19 protein-coding genes and 1 pseudogene are annotated in these 24433 nt (G+C 61.4%); 8 read left to right on the top strand and 12 right to left on the bottom strand.

Going from position 1 to position 24433, the window contains the following annotated elements:
• Positions 1 to 99 precede the first annotated feature (99 nt).
• The gene (locus KW840_RS26030) at positions 100 to 1380 is read left to right on the top strand and encodes a serine/threonine transporter (protein WP_057715067.1); all 1281 of its coding nucleotides are present in this window, start codon (positions 100 to 102) and stop codon (positions 1378 to 1380) included.
• A gap of 328 nt (positions 1381 to 1708) precedes the next feature.
• Here KW840_RS26030 and acnB read toward each other — a convergent pair whose 3' ends face one another.
• Positions 1709 to 4309, bottom strand: a complete 2601-nt coding sequence (gene acnB / locus KW840_RS26025; protein ID WP_090454986.1) for a bifunctional aconitate hydratase 2/2-methylisocitrate dehydratase — start codon at positions 4307 to 4309, stop codon at positions 1709 to 1711.
• A gap of 457 nt (positions 4310 to 4766) precedes the next feature.
• On the opposite strand from acnB, the gene KW840_RS26020 reads away from it, so the two are divergent.
• Positions 4767 to 5237 (top strand): DUF1289 domain-containing protein, encoded by a 471-nt coding sequence (locus KW840_RS26020; protein WP_057715064.1) that lies wholly within the window; start codon positions 4767 to 4769, stop codon positions 5235 to 5237.
• Between the two features lie 103 nt (positions 5238 to 5340).
• Here KW840_RS26020 and KW840_RS26015 read toward each other — a convergent pair whose 3' ends face one another.
• Complete coding sequence (locus tag KW840_RS26015) at positions 5341 to 6204, bottom strand: universal stress protein (RefSeq protein ID WP_057715063.1); 864 nt, start codon at positions 6202 to 6204, stop codon at positions 5341 to 5343.
• A 162-nt stretch (positions 6205 to 6366) separates the two neighbouring features.
• On the opposite strand from KW840_RS26015, the gene KW840_RS26010 reads away from it, so the two are divergent.
• Positions 6367 to 6975 carry a tRNA-(ms[2]io[6]A)-hydroxylase gene (locus tag KW840_RS26010; protein ID WP_090454987.1) on the top strand — a complete coding sequence of 203 codons (609 nt, stop codon included), beginning with the start codon at positions 6367 to 6369 and terminating at the stop codon, positions 6973 to 6975.
• Positions 6976 to 7127: 152 nt separating this feature from the next.
• Here KW840_RS26010 and KW840_RS26005 read toward each other — a convergent pair whose 3' ends face one another.
• Both KW840_RS26005 and KW840_RS26000 read right to left on the bottom strand, forming a co-directional pair.
• Positions 7128 to 9377 carry a TonB-dependent siderophore receptor gene (locus KW840_RS26005; RefSeq protein ID WP_218498232.1) on the bottom strand — a complete coding sequence of 750 codons (2250 nt, stop codon included), beginning with the start codon at positions 9375 to 9377 and terminating at the stop codon, positions 7128 to 7130.
• A 102-nt stretch (positions 9378 to 9479) separates the two neighbouring features.
• Complete coding sequence (locus KW840_RS26000; protein WP_057715061.1) at positions 9480 to 9974, bottom strand: GFA family protein; 495 nt, start codon at positions 9972 to 9974, stop codon at positions 9480 to 9482.
• Between the two features lie 422 nt (positions 9975 to 10396).
• Between KW840_RS26000 and KW840_RS25995 the strand changes: the two genes are divergently transcribed.
• The 3 genes from KW840_RS25995 (at position 10397) to KW840_RS25985 (ending at position 13606) form a co-directional block, all read left to right on the top strand.
• On the top strand, positions 10397 to 11281 hold the full coding sequence (locus KW840_RS25995; protein WP_090454991.1) for a LysR substrate-binding domain-containing protein: 885 nt from the start codon (positions 10397 to 10399) through the stop codon (positions 11279 to 11281).
• Positions 11282 to 11381: 100 nt separating this feature from the next.
• Complete coding sequence (gene aguA, locus KW840_RS25990; protein WP_218498231.1) at positions 11382 to 12506, top strand: agmatine deiminase; 1125 nt, start codon at positions 11382 to 11384, stop codon at positions 12504 to 12506.
• A 2-nt stretch (positions 12507 to 12508) separates the two neighbouring features.
• Positions 12509 to 13606, top strand: a complete 1098-nt coding sequence (locus tag KW840_RS25985; protein ID WP_218498230.1) for an extracellular solute-binding protein — start codon at positions 12509 to 12511, stop codon at positions 13604 to 13606.
• Positions 13607 to 13758: 152 nt separating this feature from the next.
• On the opposite strand, the gene KW840_RS25980 is transcribed toward KW840_RS25985, so the two are convergent.
• The 5 genes from KW840_RS25980 to KW840_RS25960 form a co-directional block, all read right to left on the bottom strand.
• Complete coding sequence (locus KW840_RS25980) at positions 13759 to 14376, bottom strand: DNA-3-methyladenine glycosylase (RefSeq protein WP_218498229.1); 618 nt, start codon at positions 14374 to 14376, stop codon at positions 13759 to 13761.
• 4 nt (positions 14377 to 14380) lie between these two features.
• On the bottom strand, positions 14381 to 15193 hold the full coding sequence (locus KW840_RS25975) for an isocitrate lyase/phosphoenolpyruvate mutase family protein (RefSeq protein ID WP_218498228.1): 813 nt from the start codon (positions 15191 to 15193) through the stop codon (positions 14381 to 14383).
• 36 nt (positions 15194 to 15229) lie between these two features.
• Positions 15230 to 16312, bottom strand: coding sequence for a bifunctional transcriptional activator/DNA repair enzyme AdaA (locus tag KW840_RS25970; RefSeq protein WP_218498227.1), 1083 nt, complete (start codon positions 16310 to 16312; stop codon positions 15230 to 15232).
• 189 nt (positions 16313 to 16501) lie between these two features.
• Positions 16502 to 17122, bottom strand: coding sequence for a LysE family translocator (locus KW840_RS25965; RefSeq protein WP_057715056.1), 621 nt, complete (start codon positions 17120 to 17122; stop codon positions 16502 to 16504).
• A 91-nt stretch (positions 17123 to 17213) separates the two neighbouring features.
• Entirely contained in the window at positions 17214 to 18110 is an 897-nt protein-coding gene (locus KW840_RS25960) for a DMT family transporter (protein WP_218498226.1), read from the bottom strand.
• A gap of 89 nt (positions 18111 to 18199) precedes the next feature.
• Between KW840_RS25960 and KW840_RS25955 the strand changes: the two genes are divergently transcribed.
• Positions 18200 to 19531: a PLP-dependent aminotransferase family protein gene (locus KW840_RS25955; RefSeq protein ID WP_218498225.1), complete on the top strand. Its 1332-nt coding sequence runs from the start codon at positions 18200 to 18202 to the stop codon at positions 19529 to 19531.
• A 91-nt stretch (positions 19532 to 19622) separates the two neighbouring features.
• Positions 19623 to 20210, top strand: a complete 588-nt coding sequence (locus KW840_RS25950) for a LysE family translocator (RefSeq protein ID WP_218498224.1) — start codon at positions 19623 to 19625, stop codon at positions 20208 to 20210.
• Between the two features lie 191 nt (positions 20211 to 20401).
• Here KW840_RS25950 and KW840_RS25945 read toward each other — a convergent pair whose 3' ends face one another.
• The 3 genes and pseudogenes from KW840_RS25945 to KW840_RS25935 all read right to left on the bottom strand — a co-directional run bounded on the left by KW840_RS25945 (position 20402) and on the right by KW840_RS25935 (position 24365).
• Positions 20402 to 21235, bottom strand: coding sequence for an AraC family transcriptional regulator (locus KW840_RS25945; RefSeq protein ID WP_154908925.1), 834 nt, complete (start codon positions 21233 to 21235; stop codon positions 20402 to 20404).
• 33 nt (positions 21236 to 21268) lie between these two features.
• Positions 21269 to 21772, bottom strand: a complete 504-nt coding sequence (locus tag KW840_RS25940) for a VOC family protein (RefSeq protein WP_057715051.1) — start codon at positions 21770 to 21772, stop codon at positions 21269 to 21271.
• Positions 21773 to 21875: 103 nt separating this feature from the next.
• A pseudogene (locus KW840_RS25935) lies at positions 21876 to 24365 on the bottom strand (TonB-dependent siderophore receptor).
• Positions 24366 to 24433: the final 68 nt, after the last annotated feature.

Here is a 24433-nt window from a genome sequence, read left to right as displayed (position 1 = left end):
TCCAGAATCGCGCCCCTGTTTCGGCCGGGCGCCGCCTGTCGGGTATTCCGACGCGTCCTGGCCGGGTGGCAAGTGACCGGAATGTGGAGATCCCACCGGATGAATGATCAGGCCAATAGCGTTAACGAACGCTATGTAGACGCGACACCCGCGACGCTTACGAGCTGGAATCGCCAAGACACCACCTGGATGCTGGGGCTGTTTGGCACGGCGATTGGTGCCGGAACCCTGTTTTTGCCGATCAACGCAGGCCTGGGCGGTTTCTGGCCGCTGCTGATCCTGGCGTTGCTGGCGTTTCCGATGACGTTCTACGCACACCGCGGGCTGACCCGTTTCGTGTTGTCCGGTCGCGAAGGCGCCGACATCACTGAAGTGGTGGAAGAACATTTCGGCATCAAGGCCGGCGCGCTGATCACGCTGTTGTACTTCTTCGCGATCTTCCCGATCCTGCTGATCTACAGCGTGGCGCTGACCAACACCGTGGGCAGTTTCCTTGAGCATCAATTGCACATCACGCCGCCACCGCGCGCCGTGTTGTCGCTGGTGCTGATCCTTGGCTTGCTGGCCGTGGTGCGCTGCGGCGAGCAAATGATCGTCAAGGCCATGAGCCTGATGGTTTACCCGTTCATCGTGGCGCTGCTGTTTCTGGCGGTGTACCTGATTCCGCACTGGAACGGCGGCATTCTCGCCACCGCGAGCCAAGTGCCTGCGCCGTCGGCGCTGCTGCATACCCTGTGGCTGGCGATACCGGTGATGGTGTTCTCGTTCAACCACTCGCCGATCATCTCGGCGTTTGCGGTCGACCAGAAGCGTCGTTATGGCGAACACGCCGAGGAACGCAGCTCGCAGATCCTGTCCCGTGCCCATCTGTTGATGGTAGTGATGGTGCTGTTCTTCGTCTTCAGTTGCGTGCTGACCCTGTCGCCAGCGCAACTGGCTGAAGCCAAGGCGCAGAACCTGTCGATCCTGTCGTACCTGGCCAACCACTTCAGCAATCCGACCATTGCCTTCGCGGCGCCGTTGATTGCCTTCGTGGCCATTTCCAAGTCGTTCCTGGGGCACTACATCGGCGCCAGCGAAGGCCTCAAGGGTCTGATCGTCAAGAGCGGCAAGCGTCCGTCCGCCAAGGCCCTGGACCGTATGACCGCCGCGTTCATGCTGGTGGTGTGCTGGATCGTCGCCACGCTGAACCCGAGCATCCTCGGCATGATCGAAACCCTCGGTGGCCCGGTGATCGCGGCGATCCTGTTCCTGATGCCGATGTACGCCATCCGCAAGGTGCCGGCGATGGCACGCTATCGCGGTCAGGCGTCCAATGTCTTCGTGACGGCGGTAGGCCTGGTGGCGATTTCGGCGTTGGTCTATTCGCTGAGTGCGTGATTGCTGTTTGATTTGATGAGTGAATGACGGCTGATCCGGTTTTCGGGTTGGCCGTTTTTTTTGGGGGGGGGTATTCGATCGCTGTAGGAGCGAGCCTGCTCGCGAAAAACGCCGGGACACCGCGGGGATTCAGACAGCCTGCGTTATCGTTGACGACCATCGCGAGCAGGCTCGCTCCTACAGAGGTTCGGGGACCTCAGTCAGAGCCAGGTCGGCTCGCGGAACAAATAGCAGCCATTACTCCAGAAACGGATATGTACACAAAAAACAGCCATAAAAAAACGCCGCTCATCTCACGATGGGCGGCGTTTTTCATTGCGTTGCAACGTTAGGCTTGAACGACCGGGATGTTGGCGTTCGCAGCAGCTTCACGGAACTCGGCGATCTGGTCGAAGGACAGGTAGCGGTAGACATCGGCCGCCATGCTGTCGATCTTGCCAGCGTATTCCATGTACTCCTCGACGGTCGGCAGGCGACCCAGGATGGAAGCCACGGACGCCAGCTCGGCCGAAGCCAGGTAGACGTTCGCGCCGTCACCCAGACGGTTCGGGAAGTTACGGGTCGAAGTCGACACGACAGTCGAGTTCGGCTCTACACGTGCCTGGTTACCCATGCACAGCGAGCAGCCTGGCATTTCCATGCGAGCGCCGGCCTTGCCGTAGATGCCGTAGTAGCCTTCTTCGGTCAGCTGGTGAGCGTCCATCTTGGTCGGCGGCGACAGCCACAGACGGGTTGGCAGCTGACCCTTGACCTGTTCCAGCAACTTGCCGGCGGCGCGGAAGTGACCGATGTTGGTCATGCACGAACCGATGAACACTTCGTCGATCTTCTCGCCAGCAACGCTGGAGAGCAGGCGAGCGTCGTCCGGGTCGTTCGGCGCGCAGAGCACAGGCTCCTTGATGTCGGCCAGGTCGATCTCGATGACTTCAGCGTATTCGGCGTCTTTGTCCGCTTCCAGCAGCTCAGGGTTGGCCAGCCAGGCTTCCATTGCTTGAGCGCGACGTTCCAGAGTACGTGCATCGCCGTAGCCTTCGCCGATCATCCAGCGCAGCAGGGTGATGTTGGACTGCAGGTATTCGGCAATCGACTCTTTGGACAGCTGGATGGTGCAACCGGCAGCCGAACGTTCAGCCGAGGCGTCAGACAGTTCGAACGCTTGCTCTACGGTCAGTTTAGGCAGGCCTTCGATCTCCAGGATGCGACCGGAGAAGGCGTTCTTCTTGCCTTTCTTCTCTACGGTCAGCAGGCCAGCCTGGATCGCGTAGTAAGGAATGGCGTGAACCAGGTCACGCAGGGTGACGCCTGGCTGCAGTTCGCCTTTGAAGCGAACCAGGATCGACTCAGGCATGTCCAGCGGCATGACGCCGGTGGCTGCGGCGAACGCAACCAGGCCGGAACCGGCCGGGAACGAGATGCCGATCGGGAAACGGGTGTGGGAGTCACCACCGGTACCGACGGTGTCTGGCAGCAGCATGCGGTTCAGCCACGAGTGGATGATGCCGTCGCCCGGACGCAGGGAAACGCCGCCGCGGGTCATGATGAAGTCAGGCAGGGTGTGGTGGGTGGTCACGTCGATCGGCTTAGGGTAAGCCGCGGTGTGGCAGAAGGACTGCATCACCAGATCGGTCGAGAAGCCCAGGCACGCCAGGTCTTTGAGTTCGTCACGGGTCATTGGACCGGTGGTGTCCTGGGAACCCACGGTGGTCATCTTCGGTTCGCAGTAGGTGCCCGGACGAACGCCGGTCACGCCGCAAGCCTTGCCGACCATTTTCTGCGCCAGGGTGAAACCCTTGGTGCTTTCAGCCGGAGCTTCAGGCTTCTTGAACAGGTTCGAAGGTGGCAGACCCAGTTCGGCGCGAGCCTTCTCGGTCAGGCCACGGCCGATGATCAGCGGAATACGGCCGCCAGCACGAACTTCGTCCAACAGCACCGGAGTCTTCATTTCGAAGGTGGTCAGGACTTCGTCGGTGCCGTGCTTGCAGACTTTGCCAGCATGCGGGTACAGGTCGATCACGTCGCCCATGTGCATGTTGGATACGTCGAATTCGATTGGCAGTGCGCCGGCATCTTCCATGGTGTTGTAGAAGATCGGAGCGATCTTGCTGCCGAAGCAGAAACCGCCGGCACGCTTGTTCGGTACATAAGGAACGTCGTCGCCGAAGAACCACAGTACGGAGTTGGTCGCCGATTTACGCGAAGAACCGGTACCGACCACGTCACCGACGTAGGCGATAGGGAAACCGGCGTTGCGCATTTCTTCGATCTGCTTCATCGGACCGGTGACGCCTTGTGCGTCAGGCACGATGCCGTCGCGAGCCATTTTCAGCATGGCCAGGGCGTGCAGCGGGATGTCTGGACGGGACCAGGCATCAGGAGCCGGGGACAGGTCGTCGGTGTTGGTTTCGCCGGTGACCTTGAACACGCGCAGGCTGATCTTGTCGGCCAGGGTCGGGCGCTTCACGAACCACTCGCCGTCAGCCCAGGATTGCAGCACGCCTTGGGCGTGAACGTTACCGTTCTTGGCTTTTTCAGCGACGTCGTGGAAGGCGTCGAACATCAGCAGGGTGTGCTTGAGTTCTTCGGCCGCTACTGGAGCCAGTTCGGCGTCGTCCAGCAGGTTAACCAGCGTCACGATGTTGTAGCCGCCCTGCATGGTGCCGAGCAGTTCAACAGCGCGCTTCTTGTCGATCAGGGGGGATTTGGCTTCGCCTTTGGCGATGGCGGACAGGAAGCCGGCCTTTACATAGGCTGCTTCGTCCACTCCAGGCGGAACGCGATTGGTGATCAGGTCAACGAGGAATGCTTCTTCGCCAGCCGGGGGATTTTTCAGCAGCTCGACCAGGCCTGCAGTTTGTTCGGCGTTTAGCGGCTGGGGAACGATACCCAGTGCTGCGCGCTCTTCGATATGTTTGCGGTAGGCTTCAAGCACAGTTATTACCCTCATCAGTGGTCCCAAATGGGTGTCCGGGACGCTCATCCCGAAATTGCCGTACTCATGCGCTGCATGGCGTTGTGAGCCACTTAGCCAGAATTACCGACAATTCCTTACAGAAGCTGCTTTCAAAGTTTTACGCCTGCAGAACGGGAGCTGATGAGGGTTGGCGTTGGGCTTTTCCCCGCTGGAAAAACCCCTCGCCAACACCGCTCTGAAGGAACGACTGTGCTCGTGACGCTTTGAAAACAGCTTCTAACGGACATTGGCGCCTAAAAAGGCAGGCTGATTCTACGGCAAAAAAAAATTAAAGGTAAGTCAGTGTTTATTGGACTTTGGTGGTGGCGGTCACCAGAGCCCGATTCTCCACAGGCCCTGAACTTTGAGGGGTGATCAATGGCCGACAAAGGGCTAACATGCCGGCCTGTTCTGCTTTTTCGCGTTTTGCCTATCTATGCCCAATCAGACCATCAAGACTCCCTGCGTCGGCCTCTGCTCCACTGTTTACGGTGACCTGGTGTGCCGTGGCTGCAAGCGTTTCCACCACGAAGTGATCCACTGGAACGGTTACAACGAGGAAGAAAAGCGCGCGGTATGGCTGCGTCTTGAGCAGTTGCTGTCACAGGTGATGGCCGCCAAGGTGGAAATTTTCGATCCGGCGCTGCTCCGAATGCAGCTGGAACAGCGCAAGATCCGCTTCGTGCCCCATCAATCGGAATATTGCTGGGCCTACCAGTTGATCGCGCGCGGTGCGCGGGTGATCAACAACCTGGAAGCCTACGGGATGGTGCTGCTGCCGGAGTTTCGCGAGTGGAACCTGCCGGAATTGCGCGACGCCATTGATCGGGAATTTTTCCTGCTCTCCGAAGCCCATTACCAGCGCTATATTGCGCCGGGGTTCCTGCAAGACGCCTTTGGCGGCTAAGAGCATCGCGAGCAGGCTCGCTCCCACATTGATCAGAGTCGTTCACAAATCCCTTGTGGGAGCGAGCTTGCTCGCGATGGCGTCCGGCCAAACAGCAAAAATCTCAATGCTTGTCCGCAATCTCCTCGAGATGATCCGCCACTTCCATCGGCTTGAGCACCAGCACATCGCTCTCGACCGCATCGAGCACCACTTCCGCCGTATTGCCGATCAACGCCCCTGACAACCCGCTGCGCGCTACGGTGCCGATCACCGTCACCGCTGCCTGCAGTTTGTGCACCATGAACGGAATCAGCACATCCGCCGGGCCTTCCTCGATGTGCAGGTGATCATCGTCGATGTCGAATTCCGCCTGGAACGCCTTGCACTGTTCGCGATAGCGCGCCTGGATGGTTTCGCTCAGTTGAAACGTCGGGTCGGCCGCCGACAGCATCGGCGACGGGTGGGCGCTGATCACGTGCAGGCGGGCCTTGGCCAGGGTTGCGATGTCATAGCCATGATCGATGATGGTGTTGTGCAGGTGGCGATGTTCCTGGTCGGTGTTACCGACGTCGATGGCTGCCAGGATCACTTTGTCTTTCCATGAATCGGCGGTTTTCACCAGCAGCACCGGAGTCGGGCAGGACCGCAACAGCTTCCAGTCCTGCGGGGTCAGCAGGGCTTTTTTCAACGGACTGTCGGGGAAGTGCTGCTTGACCACTAGGCCGCAACCTTCGGCTTGCTGCACATCGACGATGGTTTGGTGTTGGCTGTCGTTCCAGGCCTGCTCGGTGGTGACGCTGTAGCCGTCCTCCGTCAAAGCGGCCTTGAGCACACCCAACATGCCACTGTGATCATGCTTGGGGTCGCACACCAGCAGATGCAACTGCGCCTGGGTCACACCGGCGATCAACTTCGCCCGTTTGAGCGCCAGGCTTTCCGAGTGCTCGGGTTCGATGACCACCAGAATGCTGCGAATGGCTTGCATGAGCGGGATCTCCTGAAAATGAAAAAGCACGGCGTTGCACAACTATAGTTGCTGTCGGCGATTCGGGGACTTGATGCATATCAACGGTCGGCGACTGGTGGTCTGCGGGCAGGCCGGTATAATCGGCGCCCTTCGTTTTGAACCTATTTTTCCGTGAGCCCCATGATCCTTCCCGAAATTCACGAGTTCCTTGGCTGCCGCACCCCCGACGGCTGGATCCAGGCCGCGCTGGCCGATCAGGAAACCCTGCTGATCGACCACAAGAACTGCGAATTCAAGGCCGCCAGCACCGCGTTGAGCCTGATCGCCAAGTATCACTCCCACGTCGATCTGATCAACATGATGTCGCGCCTGGCCCGGGAAGAACTGGTGCACCACGAACAGGTCATGCGCCTGATGAAACGGCGCAAGATCGAACTGCGCCAGCTGTCCGCCGGGCGCTATGCGTCGGGGCTGCGCAAGGTGGTGCGCAGTCACGAGCCGGTGAAACTGGTGGACACCCTGGTGGTCGGCGCCTTCATCGAAGCCCGCAGTTGCGAGCGTTTCGAAGCGCTGGTGCCGCACCTGGACGAAGAACTGGGCAAGTTCTATTTCGGTCTGCTCAAGAGCGAGGCCAGGCATTTCCAGGGTTACCTGAAGCTGGCCTACCAATATGGGGACGCCAAGGACATCGCCCAGGTGATCGACAGGGTCCGTGCCGCCGAGCAGGAACTGATCGAATCCCCGGATGTGGAATTTCGCTTCCATAGCGGCATACCGGCTGCGGCATAAACACCGCAACCCATTGTGGGAGCGAGCTTGCTCGCGATGACGGATCAGGCAGCCACACCTGAGGTGGCTGACAGTCCGCTATCGCGAGCAAGCTCGCTCCCACAGGTTCCAGTGTTAACTGACAGGTATCAGTTTTCTGGCGGGCGCTCAGCTTAGAAATCCCACTTGGTGGTCAACATCACGTTGCGTGGTTCGCCGTAGTACGTGGTGTCGAAGTTGCCCAGGCCCGTCAGGTAGCGTTTGTCGAAGACGTTGTTGGCGTTGACGGTGAAGCTCAGGTTTTCGTTGAACTGGTAGCGGCTCATCAGGTCGACGAGGGTGTAGCCACCTTGCTTGATGCGGGTGTCGCCGCCCGTTGTCGGGCTGTAGATCTTGCCGTAGAACGCGCTCTGCCAGCTGATACCGCCACCGATGGTCACCTGATCCAGTGCGCCGGGCAGGCGGTAGGTGGTGAACGTACGCACGACATGTTCCGGTTTGGAGGTCGCCAGCGGGAAGCCAAAGATGCGCTGTTCATCAGCGTCACGGGTGCGGGCGTAGGTATAGCCGGCCGACAGGTTCCAACCTTCGGCCGCTTCACCGGCCAGTTCCAGTTCCACACCCTTGGTGGTTGCGCCGTCGATGGCTTTGTAGATGCCTTCGTTGGTGACCGGGTTGGTACCGATCGATTCGGCGAGGTTGTCTTGCTCGATGCGGAAGAAGGCCAGGCTGGCGTTCAGTCGCCCGTCGAAGTAAGCGGCTTTCAGGCCGGCTTCGTAACTGGCGCCCTCGACCGGTGCCAGGGTCGAACCGTTGGCGTCCTTGTAGGTTTGTGGCTGGTAGATGCTGGTGTAGCTGGCGTATGCAGAATAGGTGTCGTCCAGGTCATAAACCACACCGGCATAGGGCGTGACCACGCCATGTTCCTTGTAGCTGGCATGGGTGTCATCGAGTCCCGCACCCGGATAGTACGAATAATCCTCGTTGTACTTGAAGGTGCTCAGGCGGCTGCCGAGGATGATCGACAGATCGTCGGTCGCGTGCAGGCGCGTGGCCAGGTACAGGCCATTCTGGCTTTGGATGCGTTCGTACTTGCCGTTTTTCGGGAAGTTCTGTTCCGGCAGATCGCCGTTCCAGTCGTAGATGCTGCCCGGGACCAATTCGAAGGCGCTGGTGTCGTAGGTCGCGCCGGTCTGGCGCGAGTGGGAAGCCATGAAGCCAGCCACCAGTTCATGCTCGCGGCCTCCCAGGGTGAAGGGGCCAGTGACGTTCACGTCAGCGGTGTTTTGCACGCGATGACCTTCCCAGCGACCCCAGTACAGGAACATGCCTTCACCGGTGGCGCGGTCCGGGTTGCCGCCGCTGGCCGAGGCCAGGCGAGTGTCGTGATCGGTGGTTTTCTGGTCGATGCTGGCCTTGAACTTCCAATCGTTGGCCAGGGCCTGTTCCAGGGAGGCGAAGTAGGTGATGTCGTCGAAGTCACGTCGGCTCCAGTCGGCGCCCGGGTTGAAGTGACGGGGGAAGTCGGTACGGCCACCGTCCGAGAAGTACACCGGGTTACCGGTCCAGGACGAGCCGCGCGGGGTGGTGCTTGATTTGTCGACGCCGAAGGTCAGCAGGGTGTCGGGTGTCAGATCGGCTTCGAGGATGCCGTAGAACAGGTCTTTCTTCTGGCTGTAATGATCCTGGTAGGAGTTCTTGTCGGAATAAGCGCCGACAAAGCGGCCACGCACACTGCCGGAATCGTTCAGCGAACCGGAAATATCGCCGACGCTGCGATACGCGTCCCAGTAACCGACGGTGCCGCTGATCGACGCCTTGAATTCCTTGGTCGGCTTCTTGCGGATCAGGTTCACGGTGGCGGACGGGTCGCCCGAACCGGTCATCAGGCCGGTCGCACCCTTGACGATTTCGATGCGGTCCAGGCTGGACGCGTCGTCGCCGTTGTTAGGGTTTTCACCGTAGACACCGTCATACGGAATGTTCACGCCGTCGTACTGGAAGTTGGTGATGGCAAAGCCACGGGCGGAAAACTCGGTGCGGTCACTGTCGTACTTCTGCGTCGAAATACCGGGGGTGTTGCGTAGCGCGTCGCCGATGCTCTGCACACCGCGGTCGTCCATCTGCTGACGGGTAATGACGGTCACCGATTGCGGCGTTTCGCGGATCGACAGGGGCAGGCCGGTGGCCGTGGATGTTGAACCGGTGGTGTAGGAGTGGGTGCCTTCGGTGGTAGCGCCCAGCGCCTGGCCGGAAATGGTCGTTGCGCCCAGTTGCAGTACGCCGTCGTCCCGGGCCGAGTTCTTTTCGGCATCGGTTTCAGCGGCGTGGACAACGGGTACAAGGCTCAGCAGGGCGGCAGGCAAGGCCAGCGCGAGAGGGCACAAGGCAAAACGGAAATGGGCGACAAGCGGGTGCGACATGGGGATCCCTTTGCATCGAATCGATCGGTAGTTGAAGTGCTTCTGAGGGGTTGACCGAACGAAAAACGCAAAGGGGAACTGCCGTATGAAAAAAACTGATAATTATTCTCGGCAGACCAGGCCGAGACGCTCATGCCACTGGGCGATGGATTCCACGGGGTACAGATCGAACTGTTGATCCCCGGGCAGCGCCTGGACCTCCACCCACGGCGCTTTTGAACCGAGCATCAGATGCGTGTGCTCCGGCGGCACCGGCAGCGGCGTGTCGATGGCCGAGGCGAAGGGGTGAATCAACTCAGGCCACTCCGGGCTGAATAGCCACAGAGCCGTTGCGCAGACCGAGCAGAAATGCCGCTCGGCCGTGCTGCTGTGGGCGCGCTTGTCGTCTTGTTCCTTGAGCCGCGCATGGTAAATCGCGATGTGTTTGCGCCCGCGAACCTTGAGGCTGGCGGCATCGCCACCGAGGTTGATCGCATAGCCGCCACCGCCCTGTGTCTTGCGGCAGATCGAGCAGTAGCAACGCTGGTAAGGGTAGGGGTGGGCGCTGGTCAAACTGAACGACACCGCGCCGCAATGGCAGGAACCTTCGAGATGCATGGGAGCCTCCGGCTGACTTGAGCGTACCCTGAACAGCCTAGACCGTAAGGGCTACTCGACCGGCACCAGAATCGCGTCGCCGGTCGCCACCAGTTTCAGCGCGGGTGACTTCAAAGCCGGCCCAGCGGTTGAAGGCCGAGGTTGAGTTGATCTGTTTGAGTGTGTTGAGCATGGCGAATCCCTCCGGTTGAGGGTTCAACATGCGCCGGGTTCGGGGGCATGTCATCGTTGATCAGCCAGCGTGATAGGGCGGTGGATTTATGGTGAATATACTGGCCCCATCGCGAGCAAGCTCGCTCCCACATTTGGAATGCAATCCCCTGTGGGAGCGAGCTTGCTCGCGATGAACGATAACGCGGTCCCACTGGACGCCCACGAAAGGCCAAGTCAGCATGTCCCCCTCGAAACCGGGACATGACCTGATGCGACGATTACCCTCCCTGGCAGCCCTGCGAACCTTCGAATGCGCCGCCCGTCACGCCCATTTCGGTCGGGCGGCGGCCGAGCTGTGTGTCACCGACAGCGCGGTCAGCCACCAGATTCGCCAACTCGAAGAGCAACTCGGTGTGCCGCTGTTCGTGCGCGAGGGCCGGCAGATTCGCCCGACCCTGGCCGCCGGGCGCCTGATGCAAAGTTTGCAGCAGGCTTTCGAACTGATCGGTGATGCCTGCGATGAACTGCGCGACCCTTCATCCCTGGCGGTATTGCGTCTGGCGGTCACCGCCGAGCTGGCGCAAAAGTGGCTGATGAGTCGTCTCACGGATTTCTACGCGCGTTACCCACACATCACCTTGCATCTGTACGAACAGCCGATCGACGCCACGGCACCCGGGGAAGACATCGACCTGGCGATCACCTACGGCACCGGCCCGGTGGACAGCACCGCGTATTTCGTCCGGCCGCTGCCTGCGTTGCAGTTCTTCCCGGTTTGCAGCCCCGGCCTTTTCAACCAGGGCACCCTGAAAACCCCGAAGGACCTGGCCCGCCACTGTCTGCTGCACGACGACCAGGACGGCAAGACCTGGACCGCGTGGCTGACCAGCCATGCCGGTGACCAGCGCCCTGATCGTCAATTGTATTTCGCCCACGCCGGGCTGGCACTGGAGGCCGCGGCCCAAGGGCAGGGCGTGGCCATGGGCGACAACTTGACGGCCCAGGAAGATTTGCTCAGCGGGCGGCTGGTACGGCCGTTCACCTCGAGCATGACCGCGCTGGGCCAATATGCGCTGGTGTGCGAGCGGCTGCGGCTGGAGCGTCCGGCGGTGGCGCAAATGCTGGAATGGTTCAACGATCAGTTGCTCGATTGATGAGTTGAATTCAAGTATTCCGAAATAATCATCGTTGGCGAGCCAGTCGCTGTCGCCCTTAGCCTGTGGTCATTCCAATCCCCGCTGAAGAGGTTTGACCATGGCCCGTTTGCTCGACACCACTCCCAAACAGGACGGTTTCCGTCTGCCCGGCGAATTCGAAGCCAAGTCCGGTTGCTGGCTCGGCTGGCCGGAGCGTACCGACGTCTGGCGCAACGGTGCCAAGCCGGCGCAGAAAGTCTGGGTGCAGATCGTCACCGCCATTTCCATGAGCGAACCGGTCACCGTGTGTGCCTCGGCGGCACAGTTCGCCACCGCGCGCCGCCAGTTGCCGCCGCAAGTACGCGTGGTCGAAATGACCTGCAACGACACCTGGTTCCGCGACAGCGGCCCGTGTTTTGTGGTCAATGACCAGAGTGGCGAAGTGCGCGGCGTCGATTTCGAATTCAACGCCTACGGCGGCCTCGACGGCGGCTTGTACTATCCGTGGGACAAGGACGACCAGATCGCCGGCAAGATCCTCGAAATCGAACGCTTCGACCGCTATCGCGCACCGTTGATCGCCGAACTGGGCGGCATCCAGAGCGACGGCCAGGGCAGCATCCTGACCACTGAGCAATGCCTGCTCAACCGCAATCGCAACCAGCACCTGGGCAAGGACGAAGTCACCCGCCGCCTGACCGATTACCTCGGCGCCGAGCAGGTGATCTGGCTGCCGCGGGGCTGCAAGTTCGATGAAACCGACGGCCACGTCGACGACCTCGCGTGCTTCGTACGCCCCGGTGAAGTGGTGTTGCAATGGACCGACAACCGCGACGACCCGCAATGGGAAATCTATCAGGAGGCCTACGACATCCTGCGCAGCACCCGCGACAGTCGTGGCCGCGAGTTGATCGTGCACAAGCTGCCGCAGCCGGATGTGCTGGAGTGGACCGCCGAAGAAGCCGAAGGCCTGGACCGGCAGGACAGCACCCATACCCGCCAGGCCGGGACGAAAATCTGCGCGTCGTACATCAACTACTACGCCGGTAACAGCTCCATCGTGGTGCCGCTGTTTGGTGATCGCAACGACAAAGTGGCGCTGGCGACCCTGGCCGAGCTGTTCCCGCAACACAGCATCGTCGGCATCGAAAACTCCCGGGAAATCCTCCTCGGTGGCGGCAACGTCGCGTGCATCACCATGCCGCAGTACGCCGTCACCGCCAGCAACAAAAGGGGAGCGTGATCGTGGGCCTGCACAAACTGACTCAAGCAATACTGCTGGTGCTTGCACCCCTGTGTGTGCAGGCTGCCGACACCGCCAAACCGGTGGTCAACCTGTACATCTGGGGCGAGTACCTGGCCCCGGACACCTTGAAGAATTTTGAAGCGAAAACCGGCATCCATGTGGTGGTCGACCACTTCGACTCCCTGGAAACCGTCGAGACCAAGCTGCTCACCGGCCGCAGTGGCTACGATCTGGTGCTGACGGCGGGGCAGCATCTGTCCCGGGCCATCGAGAGTGGCGCGGTGCAGACGGTCGACAAGCAGCAACTGCCGCACTTTGCCGGCGTCGGCGAGGAGTTCCGCCAGCACATGGCGGTGTTCGACCCGGGCAACCGCTATGCCGGGATATACGCCTGGGGAACCACAGGTGTGGGGTATCAGGAACAGGCTGTCAAACAGCGCCTGCCCGACGCGCCGACCGACAGTTGGGCGATGCTGTTCGATCCGGCCGTGGTCTCGAAATTCGCCGATTGCGGGGTCAGCTTGCTCAACGATCCCAACGAAGTGTTTGCGGCGGTCATGAAGTACATGGGCCTGGACATCAACCGCCAGAACCTCGATGACCTGAAGTTGGCCGAGCAGCAACTGGCGAAGATTCGTCCGTACATCCGCTACTTCGACAACGACCTGAACATCAGCGACCTGGCCAACGGCAACACCTGCGTGGCGATGTCGTGGAACGGCAACGTGGCCATCGCGGCGGGCCAGGCCGAGGCGGCGGGCAAGCCGTACTCGCTGAAGTACCGGATTCCGAAGGAGGGCACGTTGATCTGGTTCGATGCCATGGTCATTCCCAAGGACGCGCCGCATCCGCAGGCCGGCCTGGCGTTGATGGATTACCTGATGACCCCGCAAGTGATCGCGCCGATCACCGACACCATCCACTACGCCAATGCGATCACGGCGGCGGACGGCTTGATCGACCCGGCGATTCGCAACGATCCGGGGACGTATCCGCCGGCCGCGGTCCGGGCTTCGCTGTACAGCAAGAATGACAATGGCAAGGCGTTCAACCGGGCGTTGATCAGGGCGTTCAGTCGGTTGAAGTCGGGGTTGTGACTGGTTTTGGATGATGTGGTGTCGCTACTGACGCCATCGTCGGATCGCCGCCTGGAGCAAGCTCGCTCCCACAGGTTTTGTGTCTGCCAAAGATTTTATGTACACAGAGTCCATGTGGGAGCGAGCTTGATCGCGATGAACGATAACGCGGTCTACCGGCCAGGCACCCGCCACAAATACCAGGAGGCCACCGTCCGATAAGGACTCCACCCCAACCCGATCTCGATCATCTGCTTGCGTGTCGGCTGCACCTCCAGGCCCTTGAGTCGCCTATAGCCCTCACGCACGCCAAAGTCATCGGCCGGCAGGATATCCTGCCGCTCCACGCTGTAGATCAGCAGCATCTCCACGGTCCAGCGGCCCACGCCGCGCAACGTGATCAGGCGTTCGAACAGTGCTTCATCGTCCATGGCCAGCGCCGTGGCGTAATCGGGCACCACGCCGTCCAGCGACGCCTGGGCGATACCCTGAATGGTCGCGATCTTGCTCGCGGAAAATCCGCAACTGCGCAGTCGGTCGAAATCGGTCGCGACGATCTGTTCAGGCTTGGGAAACGCACCCGAACCGAACAGTGCCAGCAGGCGGCCGACAATCGCATCACCGGCCTTGGCGTGCAGTTGCTGATAAGCAATCGCCCGCACCAGCGACTCATACGGATCACGGGCCGCGTGCGGCTGGTGCAGGCACGGGCCGACGGCGTCGATGTGGCGGCGCCAGTCGTCATCGATGGCCGCCAGGAACGCACTGGCCGCCTGATAGCCGTCAGCCATGGGCTCAGGCTTTCCCGGACGGTTTCAAGAGGGCGTTCACTTCGCCATAGGTGAGGGCCTTCAGGTCGTGGGTATCGAACTTGCCGGTTTGCAGAAAGCTTTTGGCGATGCCGGCCATGGCACCGTAGAGGAATTCGGCGATGCCTGAACCTGCGGACAGGCGGCGCACACCAAGTTCTGTGAGCACTTCGGGCGACGGCAGGCCCGGGAAGCCAAGCACATTCAGCGGCAGCGAGGTGCCGTGGCACAGCGCCTTGATCTCGTACTCCGCGGTAACGCCCGCCGCAAACAGGCCATTGGCACCGGCCGCCTGATACAGCTTGGCGCGCTCGAGGGTTTCGGCGACGCGATCTTCGGCAGGCACCAGACCCCGAAGATAAACATCGGTGCGCGCATTGATGAACAGGTTCACGTTACGTCGATCGGCCACCTGGCGCGCGGTTTCAATCTTGCGTACCAGTAATTCCGGCGGCGAGGAGCCGTCCTCGATATTGATTCCGACAGCGCCGGCGGCAATCACGGCGTCAACCACTGTTGCCACCCGTTCCAGGTCATCGGAGTAACCGGCTTCGATGTCCACGGTCAGTGGCACCGAAATGACCCGGGCGATCGACTCGACCGTCGAGACCAGGCGCTCAAGGGGCAGGGTGTTGCCGTCCGGATAGCCATGTACCCAGGCCACCGCCGCACTGCTGGTGGCGACGGCCTTGTTGCCCAGTTGCTCCACCAGCCGCGCACCGGCGGCATCGGCGACGTTGGTGAGGATCAGCAAACCCTCGAGATGCAGTTGGTGCAGTTGATTGTCGAGCCTGTCCATCGAGTTTCCTTCCTTATGAAAAAACTGTGGGGGGGATCAGAACGCCAGCTGCTCCGTGAGCTGCACCGCTACGTTTTCCAGCCTGAGCAGAAACGCCTTGCGCGGCTGGCCTCCAGCGTAGCCGGTCAACGAGCCGTCGGCGCCGATCACCCGGTGGCAGGGCACGACAATCGATAAGCGGTTATGCCCGTTGGCCAGGCCCACCGCCCGGCTGGCACCGGGCTTGCCCAGAATCGCCGCAATGGCGCCGTAGGTGGTGGTCCGGCCGTAAGGGATCTTCGCCAGTTCAGCCCAGACCCGGCGGGAGAACTCGCTACCGGGCATGTGCAAGGCCACGCTGAACTCAGTGAGCGTACCGGCGAAATACGCGGACAACTGCTCTTCGATCTGCTGCAAATGCGCGTTGTGCCCCGGTGCCACGGCATAACCGAAACGGTTTTGCAGCGCCTGGACCGAAGGGTTCAGCGAGGTCTGATCGAGAAACTCCAGCAGCACCAGCCCACGCCGTTCGGCCATGGCGATCATCGGCCCCAGGGGTGTGGTCAGGCGCGTGAACAGCAGCGGCTCGCTGTTGGCCGCCCGGCCCGGGGTGATGTGAAAGGATTTTTGAAAGGCATCGCGAAAACCGCTCAGGGACTCGTAGCCGGAATCGAAAGCGACGTCATCGATGGAGTCGCCCTGTTTGATTCCGCCCAACGCCACGCCCAGGCGCCGGGTGCGCAGCCAGGCGTGGAAGGTCATGCCGAAATGCTGCTTGAACCAGCGACGCAGTTTCAGTGGTTCGATGCCTTCAGCCAGTAGCCGGGCGTCGGTCCAGCGCTGTTCCGGGTCGGCGTCTACCGACTTGAACAGTTTCTGCACCCAGTCCGGCGCGCTGGCGGCGGTGTCCAGCGGTTTGCAGCGCAGGCAGGCGCGATAGCCCGCCGCCAGGCATTGTTCGGCGCTGGCAAAGAACTCGACGTTCGCAGGCTTCGGGCTGCGGGCGGTGCAACCGGGGCGACAGAAGATGCCTGTGGTCTTGACCGCCGTGAAAAACACCCCCTCGTAGGAGGTGTCTCGTTCGAGCATGGCGCGAACCATCTCGGCACGGGGCGGTAGAAGCGTTTTTTGTAGGTTCATGGGCCCAGCATAGATCGCGGCATGGGCGACCTCCACCGGAAAATCGACAGCGAATTTCGCTCCTTTGAACACTGCGAGTCAATGTGGGAGCGAGCTTGCTCGCGATGGCGGTGTATCAGGCAGCATCAATGTTGAATGTGAGACAGCAATCGCGAGCAAGCCCGCTCCCACATGGGAAAAATATCTACTTCAGGCGCGTCTGGCCATCAGAAGTACCGAAGCCGCCGCCGACAGCAACCCGGCGCAGCAGCGGTTGAACATCCGCTTGCCCGATGGCCTGGCGAACCAGCGGCGCATGTGCAGGCCCATGTAGGCGTAAGCGCCGATGGCGACCCATTCCAGCACCAGAAACAGCGCGCCCAACACCACGAACTGCGGCGCAATGGCGTGGGTCGAGTCGACGAATTGCGGCAGGAACGCGGTGAAAATCAGGATGGCCTTGGGGTTTCCGGCCGCGACCAGGAATTCCTGCCGGGCCAGCGCCAGCGTGCCCACGGGCGCTGAGGTGACCACGTTTTCCACACCCGGATCTGCGCGCCACAATTGCCAGGCGAGGTAGAACAGGTAAGCCGCGCCGAGGATCTTGATGGCGTAGAACAGCAGCTCGGAGGTTTGCAACACCACCGCCAGCCCCGCCGAGGCCAGGGCAATCATCCCGGCGAACGCCAACAACCGGCCGATACCGGCCACGCACGCGGTGCGGTAGCCATAGCGGGTCGAATTGCTGACCGACAACAGGTTGTTGGGGCCTGGCGCCATGTTGAGGGCAAAACAGGCCGGCAGAAACAGGGTGAGGGTGGCGAGGTCCATGGTGGGCTCCTGTAGCAAGAGCGCTATTTTTATCACGGCTCACCCTTGGCCAGACCCATACAGTGATGGGCGCAAACCACCGTACACGGGGTTATCTGGCGAACTTTTTCGCCCCGGCGACGCAGAGGATCACGGCGACGGTGACACCCAGCATGCCGAGGCTGACATGCTCATGCAGCAGGGTGGCGGCTAGGGTCAGCCCGAAAAACGGCTGAAGCAGCTGCAATTGCCCGACGGCGGCGATGCCCCCTTGGGCCAGGCCGCGATACCAGAACACGAAACCGATCAGCATGCTGAACAGCGAGACGTAAGCCAGGCTGAACCAGGCCGGCGTGCTGATGCCGGTGAACGAAGCCGGCATGCGCATCCAGCTGAGCACGGCCACGACCGGCAGCGACAGCACCAGCGCCCAGCTAATCACCTGCCAGCCACCGAGGGTGCGCGACAGTTTCGCGCCTTCGGCATAACCCAGGCCGCAGGCGAGGATGGCCAGCAGCATCAGGATGTCGCCTTGGGGGGAGGCGGTCAGCCCTTGGGACAGGGCAAACCCGACCACCAGCAGGCTGCCCAGCACCGAGAAAATCCAGAACGCCGCCCTTGGCCGCTCGCCGCCGCGCAGAACGCCAAACACCGCTGTTGCCAGGGGTAACAGGCCGACGAAGACAATGGAGTGCGCGGAAGTCACGTATTGCAGCGCCAGCGCGGTCAACAGGGGAAAGCCGATGACCACGCCCAGGGCGACGATCATCAACGGAATCAGTTGCTGGCGCGCCGGGCGTTTTTCCTTGAATAACCACAGCAGGCACAACGCCAGGACCGCCGCGATGGTCGCGCGCGCAACCGTCAGGAACACGGGGTCAAACTCCAGCACCGCCACCCGTGTCGCCGGTAGCGAGCCGCTGAAGATCACCACGCCGATCAGGCCGTTGATCCAGCCGCTGGTGCTGTTTTCCAGCGTCCGGGGTTGCAGGTTCGAGGTCCGTTCCATTTGGCTCACGCTCATTGTCTGATTGCACGAAACTCATCCTATGAGCGACTATCGATACAATCAAAAAATTGTCATGGATACATCTCGACATGCCTCGATCCCGCTACAAGACCCTGGTAGATGCCTTTGCCGCCGACATCCGCTCCGGGCATCTGCCGCCCGGCACGCGCCTGCCGACTCACCGGCAACTGGCAACCGAGCACGGTCTGGCGCTGGTCACCGCCAGCCGGGTGTATGCCGAGCTGGAGGGTATGGGCCTGGTCAGCGGCGAAACCGGACGCGGGACCTTTGTCAGGGAGACCTCGCTGCCGCCGGGGCAGGGCATCTCGCAGCACGTGGTGGCGGCGGGGATGATCGATCTGAATTTCAACTACCCGTCATTGCCCGGTCAGGCCGACCTGTTGCGCACTGCCTTGCGTCAACTGGCGTTATCCGGGGACCTTGAATCCCTGCTGCGCTATCAGCCTCACGCGGGACGCCTGCACGAGCGGGCCTCGGTCGCGCGCCATCTGCTTGATCGGGGGCTGAGCGTGCCGGCTGAACAGGTGTTGATCGTCAGCGGCGCCCAGCATGGCCTGGCGGTGGCGATGATGTCGCTGCTCAAGCCTGGTGATGTGATCGCCGCCGATGCGCTGACCTATCCCGGTTTCAAGACGCTGGCCGAAACCCTGCATCTGGAAGTCTTGCCCATTCCGGTCATGGATACCGGGCCTGATCTGCCTGCCCTGGAAAAACTCTGTCGCAGCCGATCGGTACGGGCCGTGTACTCGATGCCGACCTTGCATAACCCGCTGGGCTGGGTGATGGACGCCGGTCAGCGCGAGCAACTGGTGGCGATTGCGCGCCGGCATGACCTGACGATCATCGAGGACGCCGCCTACGCGTTCCTGGCTGAAAACGTACCGCCACCGTTGGCCGAGCTGGCGCCGGAGAGGACGGTGTATGTGTCCGGTCTGTCGAAGAATATCGCCACCGGGTTGCGCGTCGGTTTCATTGCCGCACCGGCGCAATGGGTCGCCGCCTTCGAGCGCACGATCATGGCAACCACCTGGAACACTCCCGGCGTGATGACCGCCATCGCCACGGCCTGGCTCGACGATGGCACCGTCAGCCAACTGGAATCGCAAAAGCGTGCAGACGCCCGGGCCCGGCAAGCCCTGGCCCGCGAGATGCTGGCAGGGCTCAGGACCATCAGTCACCCCAATTCCTACTTCATCTGGCTGCCGTTGGCGGAGGACGCCCGGGCCGACCAGATCGCCATGGCACTGATGCGCGAGCAGGTGTCGGTGTCGCCGGCCGAGCCTTTTGCGATTTCGGTCCACGTGCCGCACGCGATACGCCTGGCGTTGGGTTCGGTGGACATGGACTCGTTGCGCACTGCCTTGAGCAAAGTGAAAAGCATCGTCAGCTATTACTCGTAGCGAGGCCGGGAAGGGTAGTTTTCTTCAATACGCGAGCCGGTGGGCTCTTTACCTTGAGGGCCTTGTTCAACTCGATGGAAGAAGGTGTGCAATGAGTCTGATGATGTCCATGGCAGCGTTTGCGCTGGTCGCGTCCATCACGCCGGGGCCGGTCAACATTGTGGCGTTGAGTTCCGGCGCGCGGTTTGGCTTCCGGGCCAGCCAGCGTCACGTGGCCGGTGCCACCCTGGGGTTTGTTTTGCTGTTGGTGCTGATGGGGTTGGGCCTGCATGAGTTGTTGCAACGATGGCCGGCACTGACGCAGGGGGTGCAATGGGCAGGCGTGGCGTTTCTGTTGTACATGGCCTTCAAGCTGGCGGCCGACAATGGGCAGGTGCAAGCCAGCGAATCGGCGCAGGCGCCGTCGATGCTGTATGGCGCCATCATGCAATGGCTCAACCCGAAAGCCTGGCTGGCCTGCGTGGCCGGCATGGGCGCGTTTGTCGCCGATGGCGAGGCACGCCTGGTTTGGCAATTCGCCGCGATCTACCTGGTGATCTGCTATGCGTCGGTCGGTTGCTGGGCGTATGCCGGGACGTTTCTGCGCGGCTTTTTGCACAACCCGGCCGGCATGCGCCTGTTCAATCGCACCATGGCGTTGCTGCTGGTGGTGAGCGCGGTGTACCTGTTGCTGCCGTAACGGCAGTCACTGCAGGTTTTGTGGTGAGCACTTTGTGGCGAGGGGGCTTGCCCCCGTTGGGCTGCGAAGCGGCCCCCGACGTTCTTTCAGACATACATTGCATGCAGGATTTACGACGGCTGCGCCGCCCAACGGGGGCAAGCCCCCTCGCCACAGGGGAGAGTCAGGCTCAAGAGCATCTTTGTGTTGCCTCAGCCCCGATACTGCCCCGGTGTCGCTGCCAGGTGCTGTTTGAATGCCCGTTGAAAATGCGCCTGATCGGCGAACCCCGCTTCCAGTGCCACGTCTGCAATCAGTTTGCCGCTGCGCAATTGATCCTGGGCGAACTGGATGCGCCGGTTCACCAGGAACGCGTGGGGCGTCATGCCGTAATGCTGTTTGAAGGCGCGGATCAGGTAGGACGGTGACAGTTGCGCCGCCTCGCATATGTCTTCGAGCCTGAGGGTTTGCGTGCAGTGGTCGCGGATGTAATCGGCAGCACGCTCCAGCTTGAAATTGGGTTCGCGCAGTGGCTGATCGACCGGGTTGAACCGGAGCTGAACCTCGGTAAAGAACTCCACGGCCACGCTGTGTTTGCGCAGCACGTCTTGCTGTGGATCGACCAGTACCTCATACAAGCCCGCGAGGCCGGCAAACAGGTTGGCGTCCCGGGTATGGGTTACTGAAAAGCGGCGAAACGCCGCGTCATCGCTGAACCCGAGCTGATGCTGCAAATCGGTCAGCCACGGCGTATCGACGTACAGCATCAGGTACGACCAGGGTTGGTCTTCGATCGGGTTGCAGGCGTGGACGTCGCCGGGGTTCATCAGCACGACAGTGCCGACGCTGACCTCGAACGCCGACTGCTCATGGAGATAGGTGCTGCGCCCGGCGGTGATCGCTCCGATGGAAAAGTGCTCGTGGGCATGCCGTGTGTAGCAGACTTCGCGCCCGTCGGCGATGGAGCGGGCTTCGATGAAAGGCAGGGCATCATCGCGCCAGAAGCGCGGGGCCTTGTCGGCGTTCTTGGCAACGGCGTGCTTCATGCTCGCTCCTCGGCAGGTCAGTGCCCGAGTGTATTAGCTCTCGCCGTCAAAGGCTCGTTGCAGTTCGGCGATATCGAGTTTTTTCATCTGCATCATCGCCTGCATGGCTCGTTGGGATTTTTTCGTGTCGGGGTCTTTGATCATGTCCATCATCGCAACGGGGACGATCTGCCATGACAGCCCGAACTTGTCCTTGAGCCAGCCGCATTGCTGGGCCTCGGGCGCGCCGCCGGCCGACAGGCGGCCCCAGTAATGGTCGACTTCTTCCTGGGTCTGGCAATTGACCTGAAACGAAACCGCTTCACTGAACGTGAACATCGGCCCGCCGTTGAGACCGGTGAAGCTCTGCCCGTCGAGTTCGAAGCTGACGGTCATGACCGAACCTTCGGGCCGGCCGTGGAATTCGAATCCGGCGTGGCCGTAATGGGTGATGGCGGTGATTTTCGAATGGTCGAAGATCGAGCAATAGAACTTTGCCGCCTCTTCGGCCTGATTGTCGAACCACAGGCAGGGCGTGAGTTTTTGAACACGTTGCATGGCGGGCACTCCTCGGCAGGTTATGCATGCTGGATTACAGCGTAGCCAGCCTGAGTTCGTTCGGCAGTACCGTAGATCGCCAAACACCCGTTTCAGGCCACGATCAGAACGCCCATCGGGTGGTCAGTTGTACGGCGCGCGGTTCGCCATAAAACCCGGTGCCAAAGTTGCCAAGACCGGTGTAGTAGGTTTTATCGAACAGGTTCTTCACGTTCAGTGTGGTGCTCAGGTGCTCGTTGAAGCGATAGCGCGCCATCGCGTCCACCAGGGCGTAACCGGGCTGGGTGATCGTCGTGTACTGACCGAAGTTCACCGTATCGGCGGGGTCGGGACGGAACACATTGCCAAAGAATTCGCTTTGCCAGTTCACGCCTGCACCGACGGTGAGCCTGTCCCAGGGTTCAGGCAGGCGGTAGGTGCTGAATACTCGCACCACCTGTTCCGGTGCAGTGGTTTGCAGCACCGAACCGTAGACGTAATCACCCTTGGCATCGCGGGTGTGGTTATAGGTGTAGCCGGCCGACAGGTTCCAGCCGTCCCGCAACTCGCCGGCCAGTTCGATCTCGAAGCCTTTGGTGGTGGCGCCCTGGACAGCGCGGTACACCGACTCGGTATCAACGCCGCTGACATACTCGGCGATGTTGTCCTGTTCGATGCGGTACAGGGCGAACCTGGCGTTCAGGCGCCCGTCGAAGTATTCAGCCTAAATGCCCGCTTCAAGACTTTTGCCTTGTACCGGATCGAGCAGTCGCCGGTTGGCGTCCTTGCTCATTTGCGGCTGATAGATGCTGGTGTAGCTGGTGTACACCGACCAGGTGTCGTCGAAATCATAGACAAGCCCGGCATAAGGCGTGACGACACCGCTCTGGCGATAGCTGTCGCGCAGGTCGGCGGTGTGCGGGTCGCTGTAATCCAGGTCGTCGTGCCCCGAGAAGTCGCTGACACGCGTGCCGAGGATCAGCGCCAGGTCATCGACGGGCTTGAGCCGGGTGGCCAGGTAGGCACCGGTCTGGCGCTGGACAATGTCGTCGGTGCCCACCCGTGGGATCCCGGGTTTCGCAAACTCGCCGCGCCAGTCGAAGATGCTGCCGTCCACTGGCGGGTACACCGAACCGTACACCGGGATGTCCTGGCGCGTGTTCATTGACATGAAACCGACGATCAGTTCGTGATCGCCACCCCATAGGGTGAATGGACCGGTCAGGTTGACGTCGATGTTGTCCTGAACCTGATCGCCCTCGAACTTGCCCATGTACATGAACATGCCGTTACCGCTGACCGGGTCCGGGTTGCCGCCACTGGCGGAGGCGAGGAAGGTATCGTGCTGGCGGTGTTTGCGGTCGTAACTGACCTTGAGTGCCCAATCGTTGACCAGTTGCTGCTGCACTGAGGCGAACACCGTCTGGTTGGTGAAGTCGCGACGGCTCCAGTCGGTGGCCGGGTTGAAGGAACGGGAGAAGTCGGTGCGCGAGCCGTCGCTGTAGTACATCGGGAAACCGGTCCAGCTGGCGCCCCGGGAACGGGTGTCTTGCTGGTCGATACCGACGGTGACAAGGGTGTCCGGGGTCAAGTCGGCTTCGACAATGCCGTAGGCGATGTCCTTGGTGTTGCGGTAGTGATCGGCGTAGGCGCTGCGGTCCTGGTGGACCCCGACCAGACGCCCGCGGACATTTGCGCTGGCGCTCAGCGGGCCGGAAATATCGCCTTCGCTGCGATAGTTGTCCCAGGAGCCGACGGTGCCGGTGACCGAGGCTTTCAACACCGGGGTCGGGCGCTTGCGAATCAGATTGACGGTTGCCGAGGGATCACCCGCCCCGGTCATCAGCCCGGTCGCGCCTTTGATGATCTCAACGCGGTCGTAGGGTGCCATGTCGGTGCTCGAGGTGCCGTAGTCGTAGACACCGTCGTAGTCGGTATTGACGCCGTCGTACTGGAAATTGGTGATCGGCAAGCCACGACTGGAAAATTCCCAGCGTTCGCTGTCGTAGTTTTGCACGCTGATGCCAGGAGTGCGGCGCAGGACATCGACGATGCTGGTGGCCCCCTGGTCGTCCATGAGTTGGCGGGTGATGACCGTGACCGATTGCGGCGTTTCGCGCAGGGACAGCGGCAGACCAGTGGCTGAAGACGTCGAGCCGACGGTGTAGGCGCGGGAGTCTTCGCTGATCGTCCCGGGTGCCTGCCCGGAAATGTTCGTCGCCCCCAGTTCCAGTGCATCTTGTGTCACGGCTGTGGCCTGCAGCACGTAGCTGCCGGTGCCCTGGCGTTGCGCTTGCAGGCCACTGCCTTGCAGCAGTCGTTGCAACGCTTGCTGCTGGCTGTAGACACCGTCAAGACCAGGGCTGCGTTTGCCGGCCGCGAGGTCATTGTGTCCGGCGAGAAAAATCCCGGCCTGTTCGGCAAAGCGGTTGAGGACGCTCACCAGCGATCCGGCAGCGATGGTGTAATGGCGTGCCTGGCTGCCGGGTTGTTCGCTGTTGACGAGGGGGGCGGCTTGAGTCCGCGACACGTCCAGGCCCGGCAAGACAACCGCCAGAGCCAGCATCAGCGGATGCAAGGCGAAGCGGTTGCGGGTAACGGTGGCGCGCGGCATGGGGTTCCCGGGAGTCGGATCAATCGGCAATCGAGTTGCTTGAAGGGTTAACCGGACGAAAAAGGCAA

Origin of the sequence: Pseudomonas sp. PDM30, assembly GCF_019218985.1 — a bacterium.
GTDB classification, from domain to species: Bacteria; Pseudomonadota; Gammaproteobacteria; order Pseudomonadales; family Pseudomonadaceae; genus Aquipseudomonas; species Aquipseudomonas jessenii.
Note: the sequence above shows the minus strand (reverse complement) of the source record. Positions and strands in the feature narration are given on the sequence as shown.

Bases quoted from the DNA above. Each gene is read 5' to 3' on its own strand.
- KW840_RS25955 (WP_218498225.1), top strand. From the start codon at position 18,200: ATGCCTCGATCCCGCTACAAGACCCTGGTAGATGCCTTTGCCGCCGAC.
- KW840_RS25940 (WP_057715051.1), bottom strand. From the start codon at position 21,772: ATGCAACGTGTTCAAAAACTCACGCCCTGCCTGTGGTTCGACAATCAG.
- KW840_RS26005 (WP_218498232.1), bottom strand. From the start codon at position 9,377: ATGTCGCACCCGCTTGTCGCCCATTTCCGTTTTGCCTTGTGCCCTCTC.
- KW840_RS25975 (WP_218498228.1), bottom strand. From the start codon at position 15,193: ATGGACAGGCTCGACAATCAACTGCACCAACTGCATCTCGAGGGTTTG.
- KW840_RS26030 (WP_057715067.1), top strand. From the start codon at position 100: ATGAATGATCAGGCCAATAGCGTTAACGAACGCTATGTAGACGCGACA.
- KW840_RS25965 (WP_057715056.1), bottom strand. From the start codon at position 17,122: ATGGACCTCGCCACCCTCACCCTGTTTCTGCCGGCCTGTTTTGCCCTC.
- KW840_RS25950 (WP_218498224.1), top strand. From the start codon at position 19,623: ATGAGTCTGATGATGTCCATGGCAGCGTTTGCGCTGGTCGCGTCCATC.
- KW840_RS26020 (WP_057715064.1), top strand. From the start codon at position 4,767: ATGCCCAATCAGACCATCAAGACTCCCTGCGTCGGCCTCTGCTCCACT.
- KW840_RS26015 (WP_057715063.1), bottom strand. From the start codon at position 6,204: ATGCAAGCCATTCGCAGCATTCTGGTGGTCATCGAACCCGAGCACTCG.
- KW840_RS25945 (WP_154908925.1), bottom strand. From the start codon at position 21,235: ATGAAGCACGCCGTTGCCAAGAACGCCGACAAGGCCCCGCGCTTCTGG.
- KW840_RS26010 (WP_090454987.1), top strand. From the start codon at position 6,367: ATGATCCTTCCCGAAATTCACGAGTTCCTTGGCTGCCGCACCCCCGAC.
- KW840_RS25995 (WP_090454991.1), top strand. From the start codon at position 10,397: ATGCGACGATTACCCTCCCTGGCAGCCCTGCGAACCTTCGAATGCGCC.
- KW840_RS25960 (WP_218498226.1), bottom strand. From the start codon at position 18,110: ATGGAACGGACCTCGAACCTGCAACCCCGGACGCTGGAAAACAGCACC.
- KW840_RS26000 (WP_057715061.1), bottom strand. From the start codon at position 9,974: ATGCATCTCGAAGGTTCCTGCCATTGCGGCGCGGTGTCGTTCAGTTTG.
- aguA (WP_218498231.1), top strand. From the start codon at position 11,382: ATGGCCCGTTTGCTCGACACCACTCCCAAACAGGACGGTTTCCGTCTG.
- KW840_RS25970 (WP_218498227.1), bottom strand. From the start codon at position 16,312: ATGAACCTACAAAAAACGCTTCTACCGCCCCGTGCCGAGATGGTTCGC.
- KW840_RS25980 (WP_218498229.1), bottom strand. From the start codon at position 14,376: ATGGCTGACGGCTATCAGGCGGCCAGTGCGTTCCTGGCGGCCATCGAT.